Source organism: Microbulbifer weihaiensis (assembly GCF_048323715.1).
Lineage (GTDB): Bacteria > Pseudomonadota > Gammaproteobacteria > Pseudomonadales > Cellvibrionaceae > Microbulbifer.
The window spans coordinates 896,322-918,474 of the sequence record NZ_JBLWFL010000001.1 but is presented as its reverse complement, the minus strand read 5'-3'; the positions used below and the strand labels follow the sequence as shown (position 1 = coordinate 918,474).

The 22,153-nt window shown below is 59.7% G+C and carries 4 protein-coding genes; all 4 read right to left on the bottom strand.

Annotated features, from left to right (window positions below):
• Positions 1–10: 10 nt before the first annotated feature.
• The 4 genes from ACNKU7_RS03800 to ACNKU7_RS03785 all read right to left on the bottom strand — a co-directional run bounded on the left by ACNKU7_RS03800 (position 11) and on the right by ACNKU7_RS03785 (position 21,901).
• Entirely contained in the window at positions 11–2,365 is a 2,355-nt protein-coding gene (locus tag ACNKU7_RS03800) for a xanthine dehydrogenase family protein molybdopterin-binding subunit (RefSeq protein WP_418295627.1), read from the bottom strand.
• Complete coding sequence (locus tag ACNKU7_RS03795) at positions 2,362–2,868, bottom strand: (2Fe-2S)-binding protein (protein ID WP_418295626.1); 507 nt, start codon at positions 2,866–2,868, stop codon at positions 2,362–2,364. The genes ACNKU7_RS03800 and ACNKU7_RS03795 overlap by 4 nt, the downstream gene beginning before the upstream one ends.
• Positions 2,869–3,149: 281 nt before the next feature.
• Positions 3,150–8,339 (bottom strand): OmpA family protein, encoded by a 5,190-nt coding sequence (locus ACNKU7_RS03790; protein WP_418295625.1) that lies wholly within the window; start codon positions 8,337–8,339, stop codon positions 3,150–3,152.
• 62 nt (positions 8,340–8,401) lie between these two features.
• Positions 8,402–21,901 (bottom strand): hypothetical protein, encoded by a 13,500-nt coding sequence (locus ACNKU7_RS03785; RefSeq protein WP_418295624.1) that lies wholly within the window; start codon positions 21,899–21,901, stop codon positions 8,402–8,404.
• Positions 21,902–22,153: the final 252 nt, after the last annotated feature.

Here is a 22,153-nt window from a genome sequence, read left to right as displayed (position 1 = left end):
TGTGCTCCGGTTAGCTCTTCAACTGGTCAGCCACGGGCAGGCTACGGATGCGTTTGCCGGTCGCTGCAAAGATCGCGTTGCACAGCGCCGGCGCCACCGGCGGCAGGCCGGGTTCGCCGACGCCGCCGATGGGGATGTCCAGATCATTATTCACAGCGTGCACGCGAATTTCTCTCGGCGCTTCATTCATACGCGGCACCAGGTACTGGTGAAAGTTATCCTGCTGGATACGTCCGTCTTTGGCGGTGATCTGTGTCATCAGCGCGATACCTGTGCCCATTACACAGGATCCTTCCATCTGCGCAGCGACACGATCCGGGTTGATCTGTGGGCCGCAATCGAAAGCAACATCTGCCCGGTGCACGATAACGTCGCCACCTTCGGTGACCTCCACATCCATCACGATGGCGCAGTAAGAAACAAAGCTGTTATGTACCGCGAGCCCGAGGCCGCGGTTGGGCGGCATTTTCCTGCCCCAGCCCGCTTCTTTTGTGGCCCGTTCGATAACCGCCCGGTAACGCGCGGTGTCGATGGGATAGCGCGCCGGGTCTTCGCCGTAATTGAATATGCCTTCCTTGCCCGGGTCGATTTGCCGGTTCGGGCCCAGCAACTCGAGCAGAAAGTCGCGGTGGTCTTTTCCCGCCATGTGCGCGAGCTCTGCGACAAAGCTCTGGATCGCAAACGCGTGGGGCACGTTGTACACCGAACGGAACCAGCCGATACGGATATGGCCTTCCGCCTCGCCATTCTCGATCTGTAACGCCGGGATATCGAACGGGATGTTGCGGATACCCATGCCCATTTCCGCGGCCGATTGGTATTCCGCATTGGGGGCAAACAGGGAGGAGATACTGGGGGCGAGGGAACGGTGCAGCCAGCCGACTACCCGCTTGTTGTCATCCAGGTAGCCCTCCATGTGTTCCAAAGCCGCGGCGTGGAAAAAGCCGTTGTGCAGATCATCCTCGCGGGTCCACTGTACCCGCACCGGTTTCCCGTCCATCGCTTTGGAAAGGTCGGCTGCTTCAAACACATAATCCGGTTTCGCCTTGCGCCCGAAACCGCCGCCCATCAGGCCGCATTGCACCGTGACGTTTTCAGGCTTCAGTTGCAGCCGTTTGGCCACACCGTCGCGGGCGACCTGGGGATTCTGCACCGAAGTCCAGACCTCCGCCTTGTCGCCATCGATACGCACAATGGCCGCCATGGGTTCCATCGGCGCCTGGGCCATGTGGGGCGCGTAGTAATTGACGCTCAGGGACTGTGCCGCAGTCTTGCGGGCCGCGGTTATATCGCCTTTCTGGCTCTCGATCTTGCCGGTCTTTTTTGCCCTTTCTTCCAGCAGCTCGCGGAAGGCGACCGAGTCATAGGTGGCGTTGGCACCGGCAGGGCCGTTGTCCCATTCAATGGTGAGCGCCTTGCGTCCCTGAATCGCCGCCCAGGTGGATTCCGCCAGCACCGCAACGCCGCCCATGGGTTCATAGCCCGATGGCTGGGTCGCAGTGGGCAACTCGACGACCTTGACCACGCCGGGCACCGCCAGTGCTTTTTTGTCATCGAATGATTTCACCGCGGCACCATAGGAAGGCGGGCGCGCAATCACCGCATACAGCATATTGTCCCAGCTGACATCGGCGGCAAACTGCGCCTTGCCGGTGAGGATATCCATACCATCCACAGCCAGTGGCTGGAGGTTATTGGCTTTGGGAAAATCCTGCGGTTTGCGCATGATATAGCGCCATTCGTCCGGGCTTTTCAGCTTCAGCGACTTGCGATCCGGCACCGGCTGGGCGGCGGCCGCCGTCGCCAGCTCACCGAACGAGAGCGTGCGTTTGGTCGGCACATGGATCACCTGATGCACGCCGGTGCGGCACTCCGTTACCGGCACGCCCCACTGTTTCGCAGCGGCCTGTTCCAGCATGGTTCGCGCCGCGGCACCGGCGCGGCGCAACGGGTCAAACCAGTGGCGCATGGAACGGGAGCCATCCGTATTCTGGTTGCCGTATTTTTCTTCATTGGCAATCGCTTGCTCGACGCGCACTCGCTGCCAGTCGGCCCCCAATTCGTCGGCCAAAACCATCACCACACTGGTGCGAATACCCTGCCCCATTTCGCCGCGATGATTGATCAGGGTGACGGTATTGTCAGGAGCAATGCTGATAAACACATCCGGGTTATCCACCCAGCCATGGCTCATGGCATCTGCGCCGTATTTTGTTTTGTCGTCTGGACCTTCAGCATCCTGGGCCAGAGATGCGGGCGTCCAGCGCGCGGCAATGACCAGGGCGCCAGTGGCGGTGAGGCCTTTCAGAAATTTGCGGCGACTGACGTTGGCAATATCCGGTGCGTTTTCATTCCCATTGCTCATACCTTCACCTCCGTAAACAGGGGTTCGCCGACACTGGCCGCATTTTTTTCTGCCACCTTGGCCGCGCGCTGTATGGCTTTGCGAATGCGTGGATAGGTACCACAGCGGCAGATATTGCCGCTCATCTGGCTGTCGATCTGCGCGTCATCGGGGTTCGGGTTGTTTTTCAGCAGGGCAACCGCGCTCATCACCTGTCCGCCCTGACAGTAACCACACTGTGCCACCGCTTCGTCCATCCACGCCTGCTGCACGCGGCGACCTACTGGATCCTGTGCCATGGCTTCGATGGTGGTGATGTGCTTGCCCTCGGCGGCGGAGATGGGCGTAGTGCAGGAGCGGATGGGGTTGCCATCCAAATGCACGGTGCAGGCGCCGCATAACGCCATGCCGCAGCCAAAACGTGTACCGGTGAGCTTTAATGTATCGCGCAATACCCAGAGGATTGGGGTGTCAGCGGGTACATCCAGCGAGCGAAGCTCGCCGTTGATGGTGAGATTTATCATTAGCTGCTCCGCTCGCTTTTTTTATGCATAACAAAGTAGAGCAAGCGCAGACAGCAATCAATATACGTTCTTCTGCACTTCTTGCCTGTTTCCCAGGAATACTCGCGCTTTTTTTCATCGGGGTGGATCGGGGAGGGGTAAGGAAGAACCTGGATGCAACACGCAGGTATTGGCCGGAAAGGAGGGACTTGATCAGCCTGCTGTGAAGAAGGCCACTACAGGATCCCGTCTTGGGGATCCTGCAGTGGCCATATCGCGAAAACGCTCCAATGAAGGCAGCGTTAAAGTTTGCCGACCATATTGATGAATACACCCTGGCTGTCGTAATCCAGATCCGTCAGGTCATCGGAGAAGTCGGTAAAGTTGTAGCCGATGCCCGCCTTGAAGTTGCGCCCCATCTGGCGATACAGCGCCAGCAGTGCACCGCTCTTGCTGTCCCCCGCCTCCGGCAGATCCAGCATGCGGCCTTCCAGCAGCAGATCCCACTTGTTCACGAAGTGCCAGTCGGCGCGCAGCACATACAGGCTCGCGGTACTGTCAAAGAACTGCGGGTCTTCACGCTCCATGCTCAACTGGCCGAGGCGGTATGCGTACTTGGCACCCACAGTCCAGCGCCGGGTCAGGTCGTAGTTGGTATCCACCGAGAAGATATGGCTCTTCTGCACAAACTCGGTTGCAGTGTTGGCCACCAGTACCTGATCCGTGGTCGGCACGTTGTAGAAGTAGGTGTACTTCAGCAAGGTGTTCCAGCGGTCGTTATCCACAGGGCGGTAGGCGTAGCCCATCACGCCCTCGGTGAACTTGCCATCGTAGAACGCACCCTGGGAACTCTGGCTGTCGGAATAGTTGAGCTTGCCGACCAGACGCCAGTCCGGATTGATCTGGAAACTCAGGGCGTTTTTCAGCAACCAGGTTTTGCGCTCGCTGTCCTGCACCGTTTCCGGGTCAATCAGCATCTGCATATTGTCCACGCGGTACTCCACCGCAGTGGACAGGCGCAGGGCGCTGTCATTGAAGCCCATGCTGGCACCCATGGCGCGGCGCTCGGTTTCGGCACCCGTGCGCGGATCTTCGAGGGTACCGGCTTCGAGACTCGTGCCGTAATTCCACTTGTCACTGGGTGCAAGGTCCACGCCCAGCGCATGGGTCAGGCCTGTGGATACATCACCGTGGGTATAGCGCTCTTCACCGTAAATACTTGTGGTATCGGAGAAGCGGCTGCGGAAACCAGTGTTCAGGTTGCCCTTGCGCGCGCGCACGCCGGTATCGGTGCGCTCGTTATCCAGGGCATAGTTCAGGTAGAGGTTGGTACGGTCGGTCACCAGGAAGTCGGTGCCGAGGCTGGCCGCGGTACCCAGGTCACCGCCGGACAGTTCGCTGTCTACGGTCAGGCGCTCGCTTACCCGGTAAGCACCACCGAAGCCAACCCGGTTGTTTTCCTCGCGGCTGCCGGACAGTTCCGCGGTGCGCTGCACGAAGCCAAACGCACTCCAGTTGGCACCGGAGTCGTAGCTCGCCTGCACCGCCACATCGGTACGGTCACCCTGCTTCTGGGTGACCGGCACCACCGGTGAGAAGTCTTCACGGGAATCGGAGCGCGCGGCGGTGGCGACACGCCAGTTGTCGTTCAAGCGGTATCCCAGCTCCACATCCATCGCCGATGTCTGCAGGCCCTGAACCTGTTCGCTGGTGTCCATTTTCAGGCCCACATCAATGCGCTCGCCAATCGGCACATTCACGGTTGCACCGTACTGCTCGGTTTCCCGCATCACCAGCTGGCCCGGAGCCGAGAAACCGGCATCGCGCTGCTGGGCATAAATAGAACCGGAACCGCGCACGCCTTCGAAGAAATCACTTACCTGAAGTGCCGCTTCAAACTTGCTGGCACCGGCCTTGGCATTGGGGTCGAAGGGCTCGCCCTGTGTGAGTCCGTTCTGGCTGAAGCTGTAACCGCCGTCGAGGGAAGACAGGCTGTCGAGGGTGTTGCCCTGGCTTTCCGCCACTTCCACTTTCACCCAGCTGCCGGCGCTTTTGCGCAGGGTCAGGTCGACACCGTTGAGGGACGACTCGTTGTCTTCCTCGTCCTGCTGGCTGGCGCTCACACCGATCTTCACATGATCGCCGGCCCAGTAATGGGCGCGGCCGCCCACCGCCAGGGTGTCGATATCGTCGAAGCCCGGGGTGTATTCATAGCGGGCCACCAGGAATTGCGGGTTACCGCTGTAGGCGCCGTCCTGAATGATCAGGTTGTCATTGGCGATGGCCGACAGCGGACGGTTCAGTAACACGCGGCCCTGAATGTAATCCACATCGTAGTCGATCACCGGGGTCAGGTTTTTCACGCCCAGTACCAGGCCGGAATTCTTGTCCCGCACCTCTACCCGCAGGCGTTCGGAACCGGTGAGAATATCCTGGTGGCGCAGGTAAAACAGCGAGCCGCCGGTACCACGGAATTCATCGCGGCCGGCGATAGTGCCGGGCTCCGCGCTGAACGTATCCACCTGGAAGCGCTTGTCACCGAAGTCGGTAACGTCATCGGTTTCAAAGTGGAAATTGGCACCGTAGAGCGCGCGGTCGATATGCGCGAGTTCGTTGTCGGTGTAGGACGCCTTGAAGTTACCCCAAAGGCCGTAATCGTCGTAGTTCGACAGCTTGATATAGAACTTGCCCGAGGTCGGCGCATCTTCCACCACAGTGGAGTCGTCACCGAAGGTGGGATAGTAGAGGTCGCTGTCGAGACGGCGGAACAGTGCGTCCGGTGTTTTTTCCATAAAGTTGGAAAACAGCTCGTCTACCGGTCCTTCCTGGGTATCCGCACTTGCGCCCAGTTCCCAGCCATCGCCAAACGTACCGCTGGTATAGAACGCCAGGCGGCCGTCGTAACTGGCGGAGTTGTCGTAATGGGTTTCATCGCCGGTGACCAGTGCCGCGGGGCCATTGGTGGAATCCCTGGCGATGGTGACGTCGGCAATACCCACGGTAAACCAGTCGTCGCGGGTGAATTCGAGATCCCGCAAGAACAGGTCACCGTTGCCCTGGTCATCGAGTACTGCCACTTCCACCGTGTGCAGGCCCTTGGCGAAAATCTCTTCCGCCACGAACTTGCCGTCACGGCTCACCGGAATTTCGCGGCCAGCCAGCCACACGCTGTGATTCGCCGGAATCTGTTCGCCGTTCACCAGTACCGCATTGCCATCCACCGGAATATTCTGCTCGGCCAGGCGGTTCTCACCGTAGCCTACCAGCAGTTCCTGTTCGGTGGTGGTTTCCTGCAATTGCGGCTCGAAGTTATCCACAACCCACAGAGTCTGCGGGCGGGTCTCATCGTAGCGCTGCTTCCAGTCGTAAACCCGCACCACATACTGCAATTTCTTCAGCGGTGCCTGGAACGCCTCGAAGTCCGCCTCCCAGCTGCCCTCGCCATTCTGGTCCAGGGTCACGACCGCCAGCGGCTCGTCGCGCAGGGACTGCTCTTCCTCGAAGATGCGCACTTCGGCCCGGGTGATATACGACGGATAGTTGGTGTAGCGCTTGAACTGCACCCGGCTTTCCGCCAATTCTGTTTCCGGATCGTCCGCATAGCGGATGGTGGTCGGGAACGCAGTGACGTTCAGGCGCGGCTGCATGGCCTGGTTGTCGAAGCGGAACTGGATATTGGCTTTCTGCAGGGCCACGTCGGTACAGCGCTGCAGATCCGCAGAACTCCTGTACGGATCGTATTCCGGTGCGCCGTCCACGGTAATGCGCATCAGGTTCAGCGCGTAGGGGTTGTGCGCTTCGGCCTCGCGCTGGATACGTTCGATTTCCAGGCGATCGCTTTCCGCCAGCACCGCGAGCTCGTCGTACAGCACCTCGACTTCCACCCGGGCACCATCCATGTGGATAAATCCGGTCTGGACCACGTCCGGGGATTCCACAAAGCCGCGACCCTCGAAAGCCACCTGCTCGTCGGTAAGGCCCAGTTGCTGTTGTACCAGCTCCATGGTTTTCCGCGCGCGCGCGCGGGACAGGCCCACGTCGTCGCCATAGACCATGGCTTCGCGGCGCTCCATGCGCTCGTTATCGCTGTAGCCGACGAAACTCAGGCGCACGCCCTGCTTGCCGGCCACCTCTTCCATCAACCGCTGCATCTGACCCAGCTGCGCGGCACTGATCTGCGGCTCACCGCCGCGGATAAAAATCGGCGGGATAGCGCCGGTGGGCGACTCGTGGGTAATGGTGATGGTTTCCGCAGCGGCGGATTCCGGACACGCCTGCACGCCATCGGCGGCAGTCTCCAGCAAGTCGTCGTACCAGAATTCCACTTCCACGCGGCGGTTCAGCGCACGGCCCTTGGCAGTGTCGTTGGCCGCGATCGGCTGAGTCGCGCCCTTGCCGCTGCTGGTCACCATATAGCCCGGCAGGTTCAGCTGATCCGCCACCGCCAGTGCGACACGCCTGGCCTCGGCGCGGGACAGCGCCATCTGGTCGTCGTACAGCTCTGCCGGGCCTTCCGGCAGCGGCTGCCCGTCCGTATGGCCGACGAAGTGAATGGTGAGATTGGGCTTGTCCAGCAGGGTGTTGCGCACCTCGCTGATACGGCGCACGAAAGCCTCCGGCAGGTCCGCCTGTCCCGGCTGCAGGCGCAGGGGCGTCACCAGGTTTTTCAGGCGCGCACGCTGGTCAGTGCCGGCGGTGTAGTGCAGCTTACACACGGTCTCCTGGCGGCACACCTGAACCCGGTTGAGTTGCAGTGCCTGGGCGCGACGCTGGGCGGCGCGCGCTTCCTGATCCAGCTCGAAATAACGCAGCTGAACCTCAACACGGCGGTTCAGTTCGCGCCCTTTCTCAGTAATGTTTTCTGACAGCGGTTCGCTGTCGCCACGACCTTCAAACACCACGGCGTCTTCCGGCAAATCCAGTGCAGTCTGGAAATATTCCGCAACCTGCCTGGCGCGCGCTTCGGTAAAGGCCGCCTTATCTTCAATGCCCGCCAGCTCGTCTTCGGTCAGCGGATCGCTGTCCGTGTGGCCGATAAAAATGAGCTGCATCTCGTTCGCATTGTCGAGCGCAGCAAGTTTTTCTCGCAGCTGCTCCAGCAACGCCGGATCGATTTCGTCGTCCACTGTGCGGAACAGCAGGGGCGGCAACACGTCTTTTTCCACCACGGCTTCTTCCGGGGCAACAAACGTTTCCGCATCCTGCACCCAGCGACTGGCGGCGCCAGCAATCAATGAAGATTCCGTATTGTTACCCAGGGGACTTTCACTGAAATCCGCAGTGGGTTCGCCGTCGGTAGAAAGGCCCGGAATCAGCTGCCACCAGGCGCTTTCTACTTGGGCTTGCTGTTCGGCTTCTGCGGCAAAAGCCGGGACTACTGGCAACAATGCCAGTGCCAATAAACTATTGCGGAGCTTGCCGGAAAGCTCGATGGAGCTGGATCCCGGCATGCGCCGGGATGACGGTGAAGTTTGTTCCAGAGTCTTCGTCATACCGGCGCACGCCGGTATCCAGTTTCTGCGGATCGCACGAGTCAACTTTGAAGGATGGAACATCACTGGAATCCTCCCTGGTCGCGATCATTACCTAATGCGCGATCCACACTGCGTTTAAGGCCATCAAGCAATCCGCCCCGGCTGGGCGGCGCGCCACGGCGCCAGAATATTTCGGTTTCGATATTGAGCGGGTAGCAGCAATCCAGCGCCGCCCATTCGTTGGCAATCTGCGCCTTGATGGCGGCGAGTCGTGCATCCACCAGTGCTGGATCCTCATTCTCGGCCAGGTAGGAGAGACGCAGTACCGACGGTGCATCCTGCAGTTTTTCCAGCAACAGTTCTGTGCGTGATTCCCACTGCGGACGCAGCTCGCTGGTGCCCGGCTCGAACACCGCTTCGGCCAGATCCAGGCGCACCACGCGGTGCAGGCTGGTACCGAAGTTGAATTCCAGCATCTTGCCTCGGGTCGCGCGCTGTACCCGCGGGTTTTCCGTGGTCAGGCGGTAGCCGCTCGGCAGGCTGCGGTCGTCCAGTTTCAGTACGAAGTTGGAACCGCGATCCGGGTTCGGCACTGCCGCACAGGTGATGTGGAAGCGGCCGTGGGCATCGGTCGTGGCTTTGAGGCCATTGGCCGTGACCACCCGTGCACCCGGCACACCGCCCTCACCGGAATCCTGGTAACCGTTGAGGTTCTTGTCGTCGTACACCTTGCCGATCACATCGGTACAGTCGAAGGTCGGATCCGGCACGACGCGCACCGTCGCCGAAGCTTCACCGGAGGTCTGCTGGCCGGAAAGCTCGTTGAACATGCGCGCACGGTTGATGTACTCGCCCTCGCCCACACCGGAACCCACGACCAGCAGCAGTTTCAGGGTGTGGGTCTGCTCACCTTCCGCGCGCAGGTGCGGCCACTGCAGCTGCAGGCCGTTCACTTCCGGCTCCACCGGTGCGCCGTCGAGGTTCGCCGAGCCCGCCACATATTTGAAGCCGGCCGGGAAGTAGTCCACCAGCTGCAGATCCGTCAGCGGCACCGGCAGCGTGTTGGTGAACGTAATGGTGTACGGCACCAGCTGGCTGCGGGTCACATTGGTCATGGCCGCGGTCTTGGTCAGCGCGAGCGCGCCTTCCAGCTGCGGATCCAGGGCAATGTGGTTGTTGAACAGCTGGCTGCTGCCCGGCTGGTTGCTGTCATCCAGGTTGATACGCAGGTAGTAGTGGGTTTCGTCTCCACGCGCATCCACATCGATCACCGGCGGCAGCTCGGAGAGCTGGATTTCGCAGTGATTCGCGGTCGCCGGAATCACGTCCGCAGCGCTGCCGAGACAGGCGGCCACATCAAAGCTGCCGGTATCTGCACCGGTTTGCGGCGGGATGATCTGGGACGGGCCGGACACATAGTCGGCGCTCGGCACATCCACTTCCAGCAGGTAGTCCGCGTTCACCGCACACTCCGCGCGCGAGAAGTTCACGTCGAACTTGTAGTAACCGCCCGGCAGGGTGATCTGGTTCTGCTGCTTGGGATCGTCGAAACACGCATCCGGCAGCGGCTGGCCACTGGAGGCACGCAGCATACGTACCCGTGCACCGGCAATGGGCTGGCGCATGACCGAATCGTAGATGGCCCCATTCGGGGTAATCGGCAGATTCAGGTTCTGCGGGTTGGCGCCGGAGCCGATATAGATATCGCGAATCTGCTGCGGCCCATTGGTGAAGTCGGAGCTGGTGTTACCCAGGGAAGCGGTGGAGTCCACCGCATCCGGGGCGGAGTAACGCAGCTCGTAGCTAGCACCGTTCGCGCCGGCACCATCCATGTTCGGCACCAGGCCGGCAAACTGGAAGTAGCCGTTTTCATCGCTCTGCCCGGTTTCCAGCAGTGCGTTGTTGAAGTACAGCTCCACGGTCCAGTTGGTGAGCAGGCGCTCTTCGCTGTCGGCAGTTTCACTGAAGTTCACGTCGTGCCAGAGGTAACCGCTCACGTTCGCAATGCCCGGCGTACCGCCGATATCGATGGTGACGGTGGCCTCGTTATAGGCCGGCGGATCGTTCCATTTCACCTCGGCGGTATTCACCACGGTGTAACCGATGGCGAGGTTTTCGGCGAGCCTGGCCTGGAAGCGCAGGGTGATGGTTTCACTCGGCTGCAGATCACCGTAATTGGTGCTGTAGTCCGCACTGATCACCGAGCCATTCACCATGACGCCGGTGGGCTGGCCGTTGAGGCGCGCGGAATCGTCCACGTAAGTGAGTACGCCTTCACCGGCAACCAGCAGGTCGTCGTAGATGGATACCAGGCTCGCAGGCACCGCACTGATATTGGTGACCCGCACCAGATATTCCAGTACCTTGCCGGCTTCCGCCGCACCGCCGCCGACAACCGCCACTTCCTTGGTGATGGAAAGCTGCTGCGCATCGCCCACCACCACTTCGGTAGGCTGGGCACCATTGCTGCTGTTGCCGTCCGCATCGGTCAGGGTCAGCGGCAGTTCCAGGCTGTACACATTGCCCTGGTTGCTGATCACGGTACCGCGCTCGGTGTCCGCATTCACCATCACATCGAACACGATGGTGGCAGTCTGTGCGGTGGTGATCACGCCCTCGCCCGCTGCCGGCAGCGGCGGTGTCAGGTCGTCGCTGCTGATGGCAATACCGGCGATCAGTGGCGACTCGCTGCCATTGTCGGCAACCGCTTCACCGTTCAGGGTGGTGCTGCCGGCCACATAGGTGGTGTGCTCTGGCACCAGGTCCACAAGGCGCGCTTCGCTCGCGTCTTTGCCGCCCATATTGGTAACGGTGATGGTGTAGCGCAGTACGTCTTCGGGATCGACGATACCGGCAGTCAGGTTATCCACTGCCAGCGCGACGGTTTTCTGTACCCGCAACAGCGGCACATTACCGACGATATCCAGCGTCGGATCGTCTGCAACCTGGGTCGCCGGGTCGTCGGAAGGTTTTTCGTCGAGCGGAGTATTTGCACCGCCCGCACCGTTGCCGTTCACGAAGCCCTGGTTGGAAATCACGGTGCCATCGTTGACGTCATTGATGGTGACATCAAAGGTGATGATCGCCGCCTGGCTGCCGGATGCGGCCGGATCTGCCAGCAATTCGCCCGCTTCTGCACCGGGGGATTGGATAACAAGCGTATCTGCCAGTGCCGTGCTGCCATTCACATCGTCCACGGCCGCGCCGTTCAGCGTGGTGGAGCCAGCAACATAAGTGGTGTTGGCCGGCACCTGGTCGCGCAGGCTGGCCTCAATTACGTTTTCGTTACCGATATTTTCCACCCGCAGGGTATAGCGCAGGGTGTCACCGGGCATCAGGCTGTCAGGTTCACCGGTGAGATCGTCAGAGGTCTTCTCCACTTTCAGCAACGCGGCCGACTCGATCAGTACCTGAGTAGGATCTTCATCGCCCGCGGTCAGCGGGTCGGCGCTGCCATTGATGTTCGGGTCGTCACTGTCGATCAGCGCCTGGCCCGGCAGCTGTACCTGGGCCTGGTTGAGCACGGCGGCGCCACTGTCGATCACATTGACCAGCTGCACCTGATACACCAGCTGGATTTCCTCACCGCCGCTGCCTGCAGCGCCGAGTACCAGATTGCGCACATCCAGCAGGCCACTGCCGTTGGCACCGCCGCTGGCACTGGTGGCGCTGCTGTCGCTGCCCGCCGGAGCGGTAATCAACTGCAGGGTACCCGCTGCGAAATGCGCCGGGCTGTTCAGGCGATCCAGCTCGTCGGTGATCGCGATGTTTTCCACATCCAGATCACTGAGGTTGCGCAGGGTCAGGGTGTACTGGAGTACATCGCCGGGCGTGGCAACGGTGGCCGGACTGTCGCCGGAAGTGATATTCGCCACCACTTTTTCGAACACCACACTCGGCACCGCCGCGGTGATGGTGAACACGTCCTCGTGGTCTTCGATTCCCGGTGTGCCATCCGCCGGATCACTGGCATAGGTACGCTCGTAAATACGCGCATCCGGGCCAGTGCTGTCCCAGCTGTACCAGCGCTCGGCACCGGCAACATTGTCCAGCGTGGCGCCGTCAACGGTGTCGGCATCGAGGTAAGCATCGTAGCCAAACTGCACATGGTGATCCGCTGCGATCGCCGCTGCTGCGCCCACGGTAGTGAACGTCAGCGTACAGGCGTCAGCGTCAAAGGCGGTGGTGAAGTCACTGCCCTGGCTCAGGGTCGCCACGGTATTGCCGGCACCGTCGACGATGGTCGCGGCAAAGTTCGCCGGTGCGGTTTCGCACATGCCGCCCTGGGCGGTGTTCGGCAGGAAGTCACGTACAGTGAGATCCCAGGCCGGGCCGGTGCCGCGGTTGTGCACATCCAACAGGAAGCGCGCCGGCAGGCCCGCCTGGATCTGCGCATCGCCAGTCTTGGTCAGCACCAGTTCGTAGGGCTCGACGATTTGAATGGCCGCGGAGTACTCGCTGACCTCGCCCATGCCACGGCCCGCATTCGGGTCGTCATTGGCGTAGCTGTAGCTGTAACCGGCGCGCGCGGTAAAGGATTTACCGAACTGGTTCAGGGCGGTATCACGCAGGCGCAGGGTGACATCGATCACCGCTGCATCGCCGGCCTCGATATCGATGCCATTGCCGGTGCCTTCAATGGTCAGCACAGTGCCGGCCACCGAACCCTGTGGATTGAATGCGATATTGCCGGACACCTGCGCGGCGCTGACAAACGCCAGATCCACCGGGTCGATACCGGAGTCCGCCAGATCCATCTGGATCGCGACGTCGTTCAGCGTGCCCACGGCCGGAATCGTCAGGCGGTACACGAAGGGCTCGCCAATCGACGCTTTGTCACGGGTCGTGGGTTCAACGGCGATCTGCAGCGGCTGCGCATCCGGGGTATTGAACTGCACGCTTACCGCATCGCTCGGCCCGTAGGGCTGACGGTTTTCCAGCACCGCGCCTTCGGGAATATCGCTCTCGGCGAACGAGTAATACCACTCCAGATAGGCGTTATTGCTGATCTGCAGGCCGGCACCGATGTCGCTGTCGGTCACCACCTGGTAAACCACTTCAAAAGTGCCGCCCACGGGAATTTCGTTAGCGAAATTCCAGATGGCATCACCTGTCGCGCTGTCGAAGCTGGGCTGTACCAGGTTAGCGGTACTGCCGTTGATGCTGACGGTTTGCACACCGCCCTGGCGCATGCCGGCCGGGATGACATCGCGCAGCACAATATCGTACGCCGGTGCAGTTCCGGTGTTGGTCATGGTCGCGGTGAAGGTGATGGTTTGTGCAGGTGTCAGCGCGGCGCTGCCATCCGGTGTCGCCACCAGCGCAAAGGTCAGATCCGGCTGCAACAGGTTCAGCGTCTGTTCCGCGAGCAGCGGCGTGCTTGGGCCTGTGGCCGTATCGAACTGGAAGCTCGCTTCATTGCGCAGCGGGGTATTGGCGGCATTGAGCGGCAAGACATCCTTTTGCACCCGTGTGCGATAGGTAATCACCAGCTCGTCACCGGTGCTGTTTACCAGGGATCCGAGATTCCAGCTTACCTGTCCGGATACTTCCGCAACCGGCTCCTGGGTCAGGTCGTAGGTCATGCCGTCCGCAGCAATGGAGACGGTATCCACGAACACCATGCCGGCAGGCAGGGTGTCGGTAACCACCGCATTCGGCAGGGTTCCGCGCTGCACACCGAGGCGCAGCTCGTAGGTCACCAGGTCACCGATACGCAGCTCGCCGTTGTTCAGCGGTGCGGTTTCGGCCAGAACATTCTTCGCCAGGGTGGCGTTGTTGCCAATGGCCAGTGCCGGCAACTGTTGCGGGCCGAGGAAGTAATTATTCAGCGCTGCCGGATCCGGCATCCCGGATCCGTCGCGTTCCACCTGCACCGGGGCACCGGCCTGGCTGGTCCACTGTGCGGAGGTAGCGCCGGTCAGTTCCTGGCCAGCAAGCACGGAATCCAGCACCCGCACATCAAACTCCAGGGTGCGGGTTTCGCCCACAGGAATGTCGGTGTTGGCCACCGCGTTCCAGGCCAGGGTCTGGGCCGTGTTGATGCCATCACCGGTGATGGCCGGATCGGCAATGGCAACACCATTGAACAGGGCACTACCGGGCTCGTACGCCCAGCCGGTGCTCAGTTCTTCCAGTACGGTCAGGTCATAAGCGGTGGAGCCATTGGCCCCCTGCTCCGCCAGTGCAAGGCTGAAGCGGTAGATATCGCCGGCAACCGGCTCAGGGTTACCGCTCTGATTCACCGCAGACTGGGTCAGCGCCAGCTCGGGCTCGACGATGGTGATCGCTGCACTCTCGCCGCCCATCTCGGTGACCACACCGGCTTCGCTGTAGGTGTATGTCGCGCTGATATCGTAAGTCTGGCCCGCCTGCGCTGCGATGTCGTTCGCAACCCAGCCGGTGACCAGGATCTCGCGCACTTCATTCGGTGGGATATCTCCGACATCGATGGTGAAGGTTTCGCCATCAGCCACAGTAACCGGATTTCCGTCGACAGTGACGGCATCCAGAACAATGGCGGTATCGCGGCCCTGCACAACATTTTCCACAACCACATCCGCCAGGGCAGACGTTGCGATGGGACTTGCCGGCACGGTAATGCGATAGCTCACTGGCTCGCCAATCGGCGCGCGCCCATCAACAGGCGTCAGCAGTTGCAGGGTAAGGTCTTCCGGATTTGCCACCGGGGTCATCAGCGTGAAGCAGTTATCCACTGCCGATGTGGCACAATCCGGCGCCGTACCGAGGTATTCGCGATCCGGCGCAGCGTCGATATCACTGGAGTTGTAGCGATCGATGTGGAAGCGGTTGTACCAGGTATGGCCGCTGGGAATCGCGGTGTTCAGGCCAACCTGATAATCGATCAGGACGGCAGCATTTTCCGGCACCGGATCGGTCAGGGTAAATTCGATGATGCCGCCATTGATGGCAACTTCGTAATTCGCAGGCTGGCCCGCGACCTGCACCTGCACAATATTGATAGTGGATTCATCAAACTCCGGATTTGCCGGGTCGACATTCAGGGTATCAGTCACCACCACGCCGTAGGCCGGCGCGCCACCGGTGTTGAGCGCTTCCAGACGGAAGTTCATCACTTCGTTGGCGATATCCACAACGGTGTAGGGACTGGTTACCCCGGAGCGCGTATCGCTTTTAACCAGGTCGGTGATGTTCGGTTGCACCACCCAGATACTGGCCTGGTTCTGCAGGATTTCAGCAGCGCCGTCGTAAGTCAGCTCAGCGCCGTTGATGCGCTCAATCTCACCGCTGCCTGCAGGGAATACCGTTTCATCGTCGAGTACCACTGCGGTATACACAATGGTAAACGGCGGTGTGGAATCGCTTTCCGCGCTGATGTCACCGAACTGCCACTGCAGGGTTCCGGTGGTACCGGCAGGAAGGTCAGCCGGTGATTGCGAGCAGGTAAAGCCTTTCACGCCGCAGTCGATGTTATCCACAGAAACCAGTTGCAGGCCTTCCGGCAGCTGATCGGTGACCACCACATTGCGGGTGATGCCCGGCTGCAGGCCGAGGTTCAGGGTGTACTGTACGGTGTCGCCGATACGGGCACGATCCGCAGCACCCCAGGCATCGGAGATTGCGGTTTTGGTGAAGTCCGTGTTGTCTTGGGTATCTACCGTTTCATTAATCCAGACACAGTACTCGTTCGGTACCACGGTATCCGGGCAGTTTTCACCGTGGCGCTGGTAATCGCCGGGATAAGTATCCTGCCCAGGCACACCGTGGTCGAGAGACGTCCAGTCCACATACACTGTGTTTTCGATAATGCCGTCGAATGCGGACATTACTGTTGTGTTGTACACCAAGGTCAGGGTTTCACCCGGTGCGATGTCCAGGCTGTTATCCCCGTTTTCACGGCCCCATACAAAGGCACCATCACTGCTGCGGGTTCCCGGCATGGCATCGATGCCGTTGATGGTGGCATTGTCGAGACGCAGTTGCTCCGGCAACCGATCCGCAATATTCACATCGTACGCGGTGGATACATCGCTACCGGAGGCGTTGGTGATTACCACGGTGTAGTCAAGTGTGTCACCGCTGACCGCGCTGGTGGCGCTGGCCGTTTTGGTTACCGTCAGCACCGGCTCCGCTACCGCGATCGGGCCTACAGCCGCAGTCTCGGTTGCCGCTGCATTCAGGTAAGTGAGCTCTGCGGTGTTGCTAAGCTGGGTACCCGCAGCAATGCTCGCGACATTCTCAACGCGTGCGACGTAATAAATATGAATCACCGGATCAATCGCGGAAGTCGCCGCGTCACTGGTGTCGTCTTCTGTATGCGTGGCGACTTTGCCGATATCCCAGGTGATCGTTCCTGTATCACCACTTTGCGGCAGCGCGCCAAGGAACGCCTCACAGCCGGCATCCGGTGCCTGGTCGTTGATTGCCAGAATGGTGTCATCATATTCACAGCGGACTTCATACCCGTGTGCCGGGTTGGCGATCACATAGCCCGGTGACAGGGTGTCGGTGACCACCACATTTTCGGTCACGCCTTCCGGCAGAGTGATATCCAGGCGGAAAGTACGGTGGGCGCCAATTGCACGGGACTCTGCCGTGTCACCGCTTTCGGTAACGTCTTCTTTCAGCAAGTCCAGGCCACCGACTTCAGTAGAGTCTTGCGCACTGATCTCATAGTCGTTGGTGGCGTTGCCGGTATTTGCCAGTTCACCGATACGCATACCATCAATGGCACCGTCAGTACCTATGGTGCCGGTCGCGTTCAGGGCGATGGTATTGTGCGGCAGTGACTGCCAACGCGCTTCGATGGTATTCGCCAGCACTTCGTGCGCGGCCACATCGACGCCACTGTCGCCTTCACCGACCACTCGCACCTTAAAGCTGAACGAGACGCTCTCACCAACACCTATCGCATAGGGGCTAGCGTGGCGATCTGTTTCAGTATCGTCGCGGAACTGGAAGACCGGCGCATTGGTATCGCCATCGAGATACGCGACTTCCAGGGAAGCGGGGCCTTCTTCACTGCCTTCTACATAGCGGTATTTGGTATTACGCAGATCATCCAGGACTTTCAGGTTGTACGCGATTGCAGACGTCGCACCATCTTCGTTGTCCGCATTGGTCGCGGTCACGTTTACGGTGATGACATCATCCGCATCTACCCGCTCAACGGTGAATTCCTTCGTCAGGGTAATGCGTGGACCCAGTACGTTCAGGCTGATGGGATCAAAAACAGCCGGCTCCTGCTGGACGCCGTTCTGATCCTCATACGTCATCTGGGCCACACCGCCCGGGTTGGTCAGTGTTGCTCCGTGGAAAGTGACGTCACTGTTTTCAACGCGCGCAACAAAGGTCAGTTCGATAGGGAATAACCCGTCGTACTGTGGATATTTTGATGGATCATAATCGGTCAGGAACTGGCTTCCGTAGCGCCACTCGACCACATTTTCATCACAGGTAGTGCCATTTTTCGGGGTGGTCGCACCGTCGCCAGCGCCGGGGTTCCAGGTAGCATCCGGATCCAGATCCCGCAGGTCGACCGCATCCACTTCCACACAGCGCAGCCCTTCCGGCAGCTCATCGCGGAAGGTCAGGTTGCGCAGCTCTGCGGCAGGTACAGTACCAATAAGACGGAAGCGGACCTCTTCGCCCACGACCACATTGACGCGATCGTCCGGGCCAATAACCGGAGTGCTCGGGCTCACGCCAGGCTGAGTAGGCGTGCCGGTTGCCGTGGTGGAAACCTCAACGACGGCTTTAGGCTCAGCGTCAACGCTTACGATACGCATGGTCGCATCATCGGTGCCACAGTGGCCGGTGGTATCTTCGTTGGCACAATAGATTCTCGCACCGCCGATCCACTGATCCTGCGGCGCCCCCCGGTCCGGTACAACGCCAGTAGCATCGGGTTGGTTGATATTCTCAATGCGCTGGTCGTTCTGATTGCCCGCCAGTGCACTCAAGCTGTCATAGCGGAAGATTGCCGCGGTATTGGCAAAAGTCTGGTTCGGAACCACCGTACGGTGCGGGGTGACGCGGTAGTACAACTGCACACTGTCACCGGAATTGATCTGCTGCAGGGCAGCGGAAGATTCATAGCTGAAAGTGATATGGGCAGGATCACCATTCAGCCTACAGTGAATATCCGCATCCGGGTTGGAAGGATCGTACTGGTAGTCATCGGCACCGACATTGTTGATGCCCACCAGTCCATTATCACCCTCTGGCGTGTTGTTCAGGCCATCTTCTGCAAACGGCCATACGCACATCTGCGGGCTCTGCAGAATATCGGTTATCACCGTATCGTAAGCCGGCGCGGCAACCGGGCCACTCTCCTGCTCGTTGGTGACCGTCAGGCGATAGACAAAGTCATCGAACTTGCTGCCTTCGACTTCCAGATCTTCCCAAACACAAGCGCCCAGGTTTTCACCGGCACGGCTGAAGTTACACACTTCCTTGACGATATGCAGTTTCGGTTCGGTAATTTGCAACTGCGCTGTCCAGTCCGGCCACTGCGGGTAACCCGGGTAGGTGCTGTTACACTGGTTAGTGGCCAGGGGATTCCAGTCATTCCCCTGCTTGAAACACGCAGCCTGACCGCCGCTGCCATCGTTGGCGACGGTCTCGTCGAAAATGATTTCCGGAACACCGGCGACCTGCTTCTCCGATTCATAGGTAACCCGGAAACTGGTGCGACCGTAATCCACACTGAGGTTGCTGTGCTGGTTGGGGCCTGCCACCTGATCCACGGCGTTGTTCAGCAGGCGCGAAGTCATCCCGGCCAGGAACCAGTAATTGCGCTCGGTAACCTGGGTTCCACCAAAATCCCAAATCAGGCTTTCTTCGCTCAACTGAGCGCCCGGCGTAAAGCTCACCGGTGCAATGATCTGGTCGCACTGGGAATTGGGTGAAAGTGCGTTCAGTCCGGAGCTGTTACAGGCCTGTCGTGTCTCGCTGATAAAGCCCTGGCGGCCGGTGTTACTGTCATCCCCCCCCGCGTGATCCGGCGTTGCGTCCGCAACCTGGATACTGTCAACGGTGATATCCCAGCCCGGGGTTTTGAAACCGAACCAACCACCGGCAAAAATTTCAAACTCACAATCCTCGCCCACCAGAATCTGTGGCGGCATATCACGGCCGTTACCGTCTCCGCTCACTCGGTTTCCGGCTTCCACGCAAGAGCCCGGTACGTAGCGTTTAAGGAGGTTGAAGCCCAGTGCCCGTGCACGCACGGCATCCAGGGTGTAATTATTCGCTAACTGCTGAGACGGCGTGGTACCGGCGATCGGGTCGTTCAGGTTTGCCGGTGTCGGATACACCAGCGCCTCGCCCACTCCTTGAGGATTATTGCGGTCATTATTGTCCGCCAGGCGCACTTCACCCACGACATCAGCGCGCATGGTGATGTCGTCATAGGTGGCACCGTGGTTTTTCTCTACCGCAAAGATCAGTTCATGTTCCTGCAGCGGCGCTACCGCGCCGAGATCGCAGCGGAAAACTGACGCCCCCTGGGGCAGCGGATTGCCATCGGCATTGTGGTCGGTCGAGCCGTCAGATGGAGGTGTATTCCACAGAGGCACCTGCCCGGTGCCATCCGGATGCTGCGGCGGATTGGATGTGATGCTACAGGATGAAGGCGGGCTTACCGCGAGGCCGTTGCCGAACGTCACATACAGCAGGTAGTCGGATGCGGTGTGGCCACCGCTGTTGCGGAAATCCACGCTAACTGCGGTAGGGCCAGTATCCCGGATGATATACAGCGGCTCGGGAATATCGACGTTGAGGTTTTCCGGGTTGGGGGTAAATTGCTGGGTCACCACCTCATCAGAGCGCACCGAGCCGTTTCCGTTGCTGTCACAGAAATCGCCCCACTGTACACGCAGGCTATTGGTCAGTGGCCCCATGGTTTGCGGATCAAGCGTTCCGGGGCTCAGGCTTTCATCATTCTCGTCCAGATCCGCCATGCGATCGTAGTAGGTCAGTGAACCATTTTGATTAACCTGCACGATACGGAAAGTGATGGTCGCCACATCACCGTGGCGCAACAGATCCTCTTGCTCAGCAACCCCATTGGCAGTTTCACCCAGCGGGTTACCCACACTGGAAAGGTAGAAGTTAGGCGCTTTCAGAGCCGGATTATTCAGATAAGTGGTCTGATCGGCGGACGGGGTTACGCGATTGCGCCAGTCGATCCCCGCCACACGGCCCGCGTAGTTGTTGTAATTATCCGCAAAGGAGGAAATGGTGAACTGCGGCTCGAAATTGGGGTCGAGAATGTATTCATCCGGCAGGGTATTGGTCAGCTCCACCTGATTGACCGTACCACCCGTGCGGTTCTCAATCGTAATGGTGACCAGGCCACGCATACCAACCGGCTCATTCGCATTGAGACCAGTAAAGGTGACGTCGTAGTTGAGCTCACTGGTGTTGCTGAAGTCACCCGTACCGCCGAGCCCAGGAACGAGACTTGGGGTGGAACTCACTTCAAGACTAGACTGATTAACCGCGCCGTATCGGGGAAAACCGCCTTCGATGCTCTGGGTAATCCCGGCTTCACCATCAACTTTGGTTATACGATTCAGTGCCAGACAGCCCCACTGCACATTGTCAGCAACGTTAACCTGGTCAACACAGGAATTACGCAATGTACCGGCAATAAATATCTCGCGCTCATCGCCCGGTTGAATCGGCAGCGGGAAACCAAAATCATCTTGCAGATGCCGGCCGTTCAGTTCATCGCCGGAAATAGCTGTACATGAGCCTGCGCTGGGGGCCCCGCCCTGAGCGACACTCTCCGCATCTGCCTCGCTGCGGCAGACCGCGAGCACATCCATATTGACCGTCGGCGCCATGGAGTCATCAAAGATGACGTCGTACATGGGTTCTGCGCCATTGTAATTGTCGATGGTTACCCGCCAGATAATCCCGTCATCTTCGTGACCAAAAATCGTATTACCGGCCAGGTCGGGGTCGTTCGAGAAGGTACCGCGGGGCATACCCGCATCTACGTTACGGCCGGCTTTGGCGATGCCCGGGCGAGGCTCTTCGATCGCCAGGGTGAAATTATTAAAGAACGGGCCCTCAGCATAAGGTGCTCCACCGTAGCTGTACGTTTGCCAGTTCGGACTTCCCCACCCCCCGGTGCGAGTACGAAATTCCCCACCCTGACAGTTTCCGTAGTCAAACTCTACACGGGTGGAAATGGCTCGAGAAATAGCAACCAGCTTTTCCTGATCGAAATCCCGTTCATCCAGATTGAAACTGATCGTCCTACTTCCGGTGCGGCCTATATCACCGAGGTTCCAGGTCAGCTGCGAGCCGCTCTGGCCAGCGAAACCAGCAGAGTGGCCACTGGTGCCATAAACCGTAGCAACCTGCTGTATATCCACAACAACGGTTACATCGTCAAATCCGCGATCACCGGAATCCAGCGTCTGGCTTTGCGCCGGCAGGTTGACCGCATCCCAGCCCGTATTGTTGCTGATGGTCAGCTGGATTTGGCCACCGCCACAGAGTTCGCAGTAGCCGGTATTGAGCGTGACCTGAACATTGGGATCCGGACAATACTGTGCGGCCGCCCAGGCCCCGGCAGCTGGCAAGAAAGCCCCCAAGCAGGTCAGGAATAGACCCGCCAGTGCATTTTTGAAAGATTTTCGCCCTGCTACTTCAGACTTCATCGCTTTCCGCTGCCAATCAGTAAAAATTGATTCTCCAGCCACCACGCGTGCGGCGGCTCCGGGAGACACCCGGTCGCGGAACTTTATTGGAAGGGAGCATTTGGCACCGTGAAGCAAGTCAAAATTGCGGCGCCAGAAGGGAACTTTTTCTTCGTTTGCCAAGCAGTTCTCAGG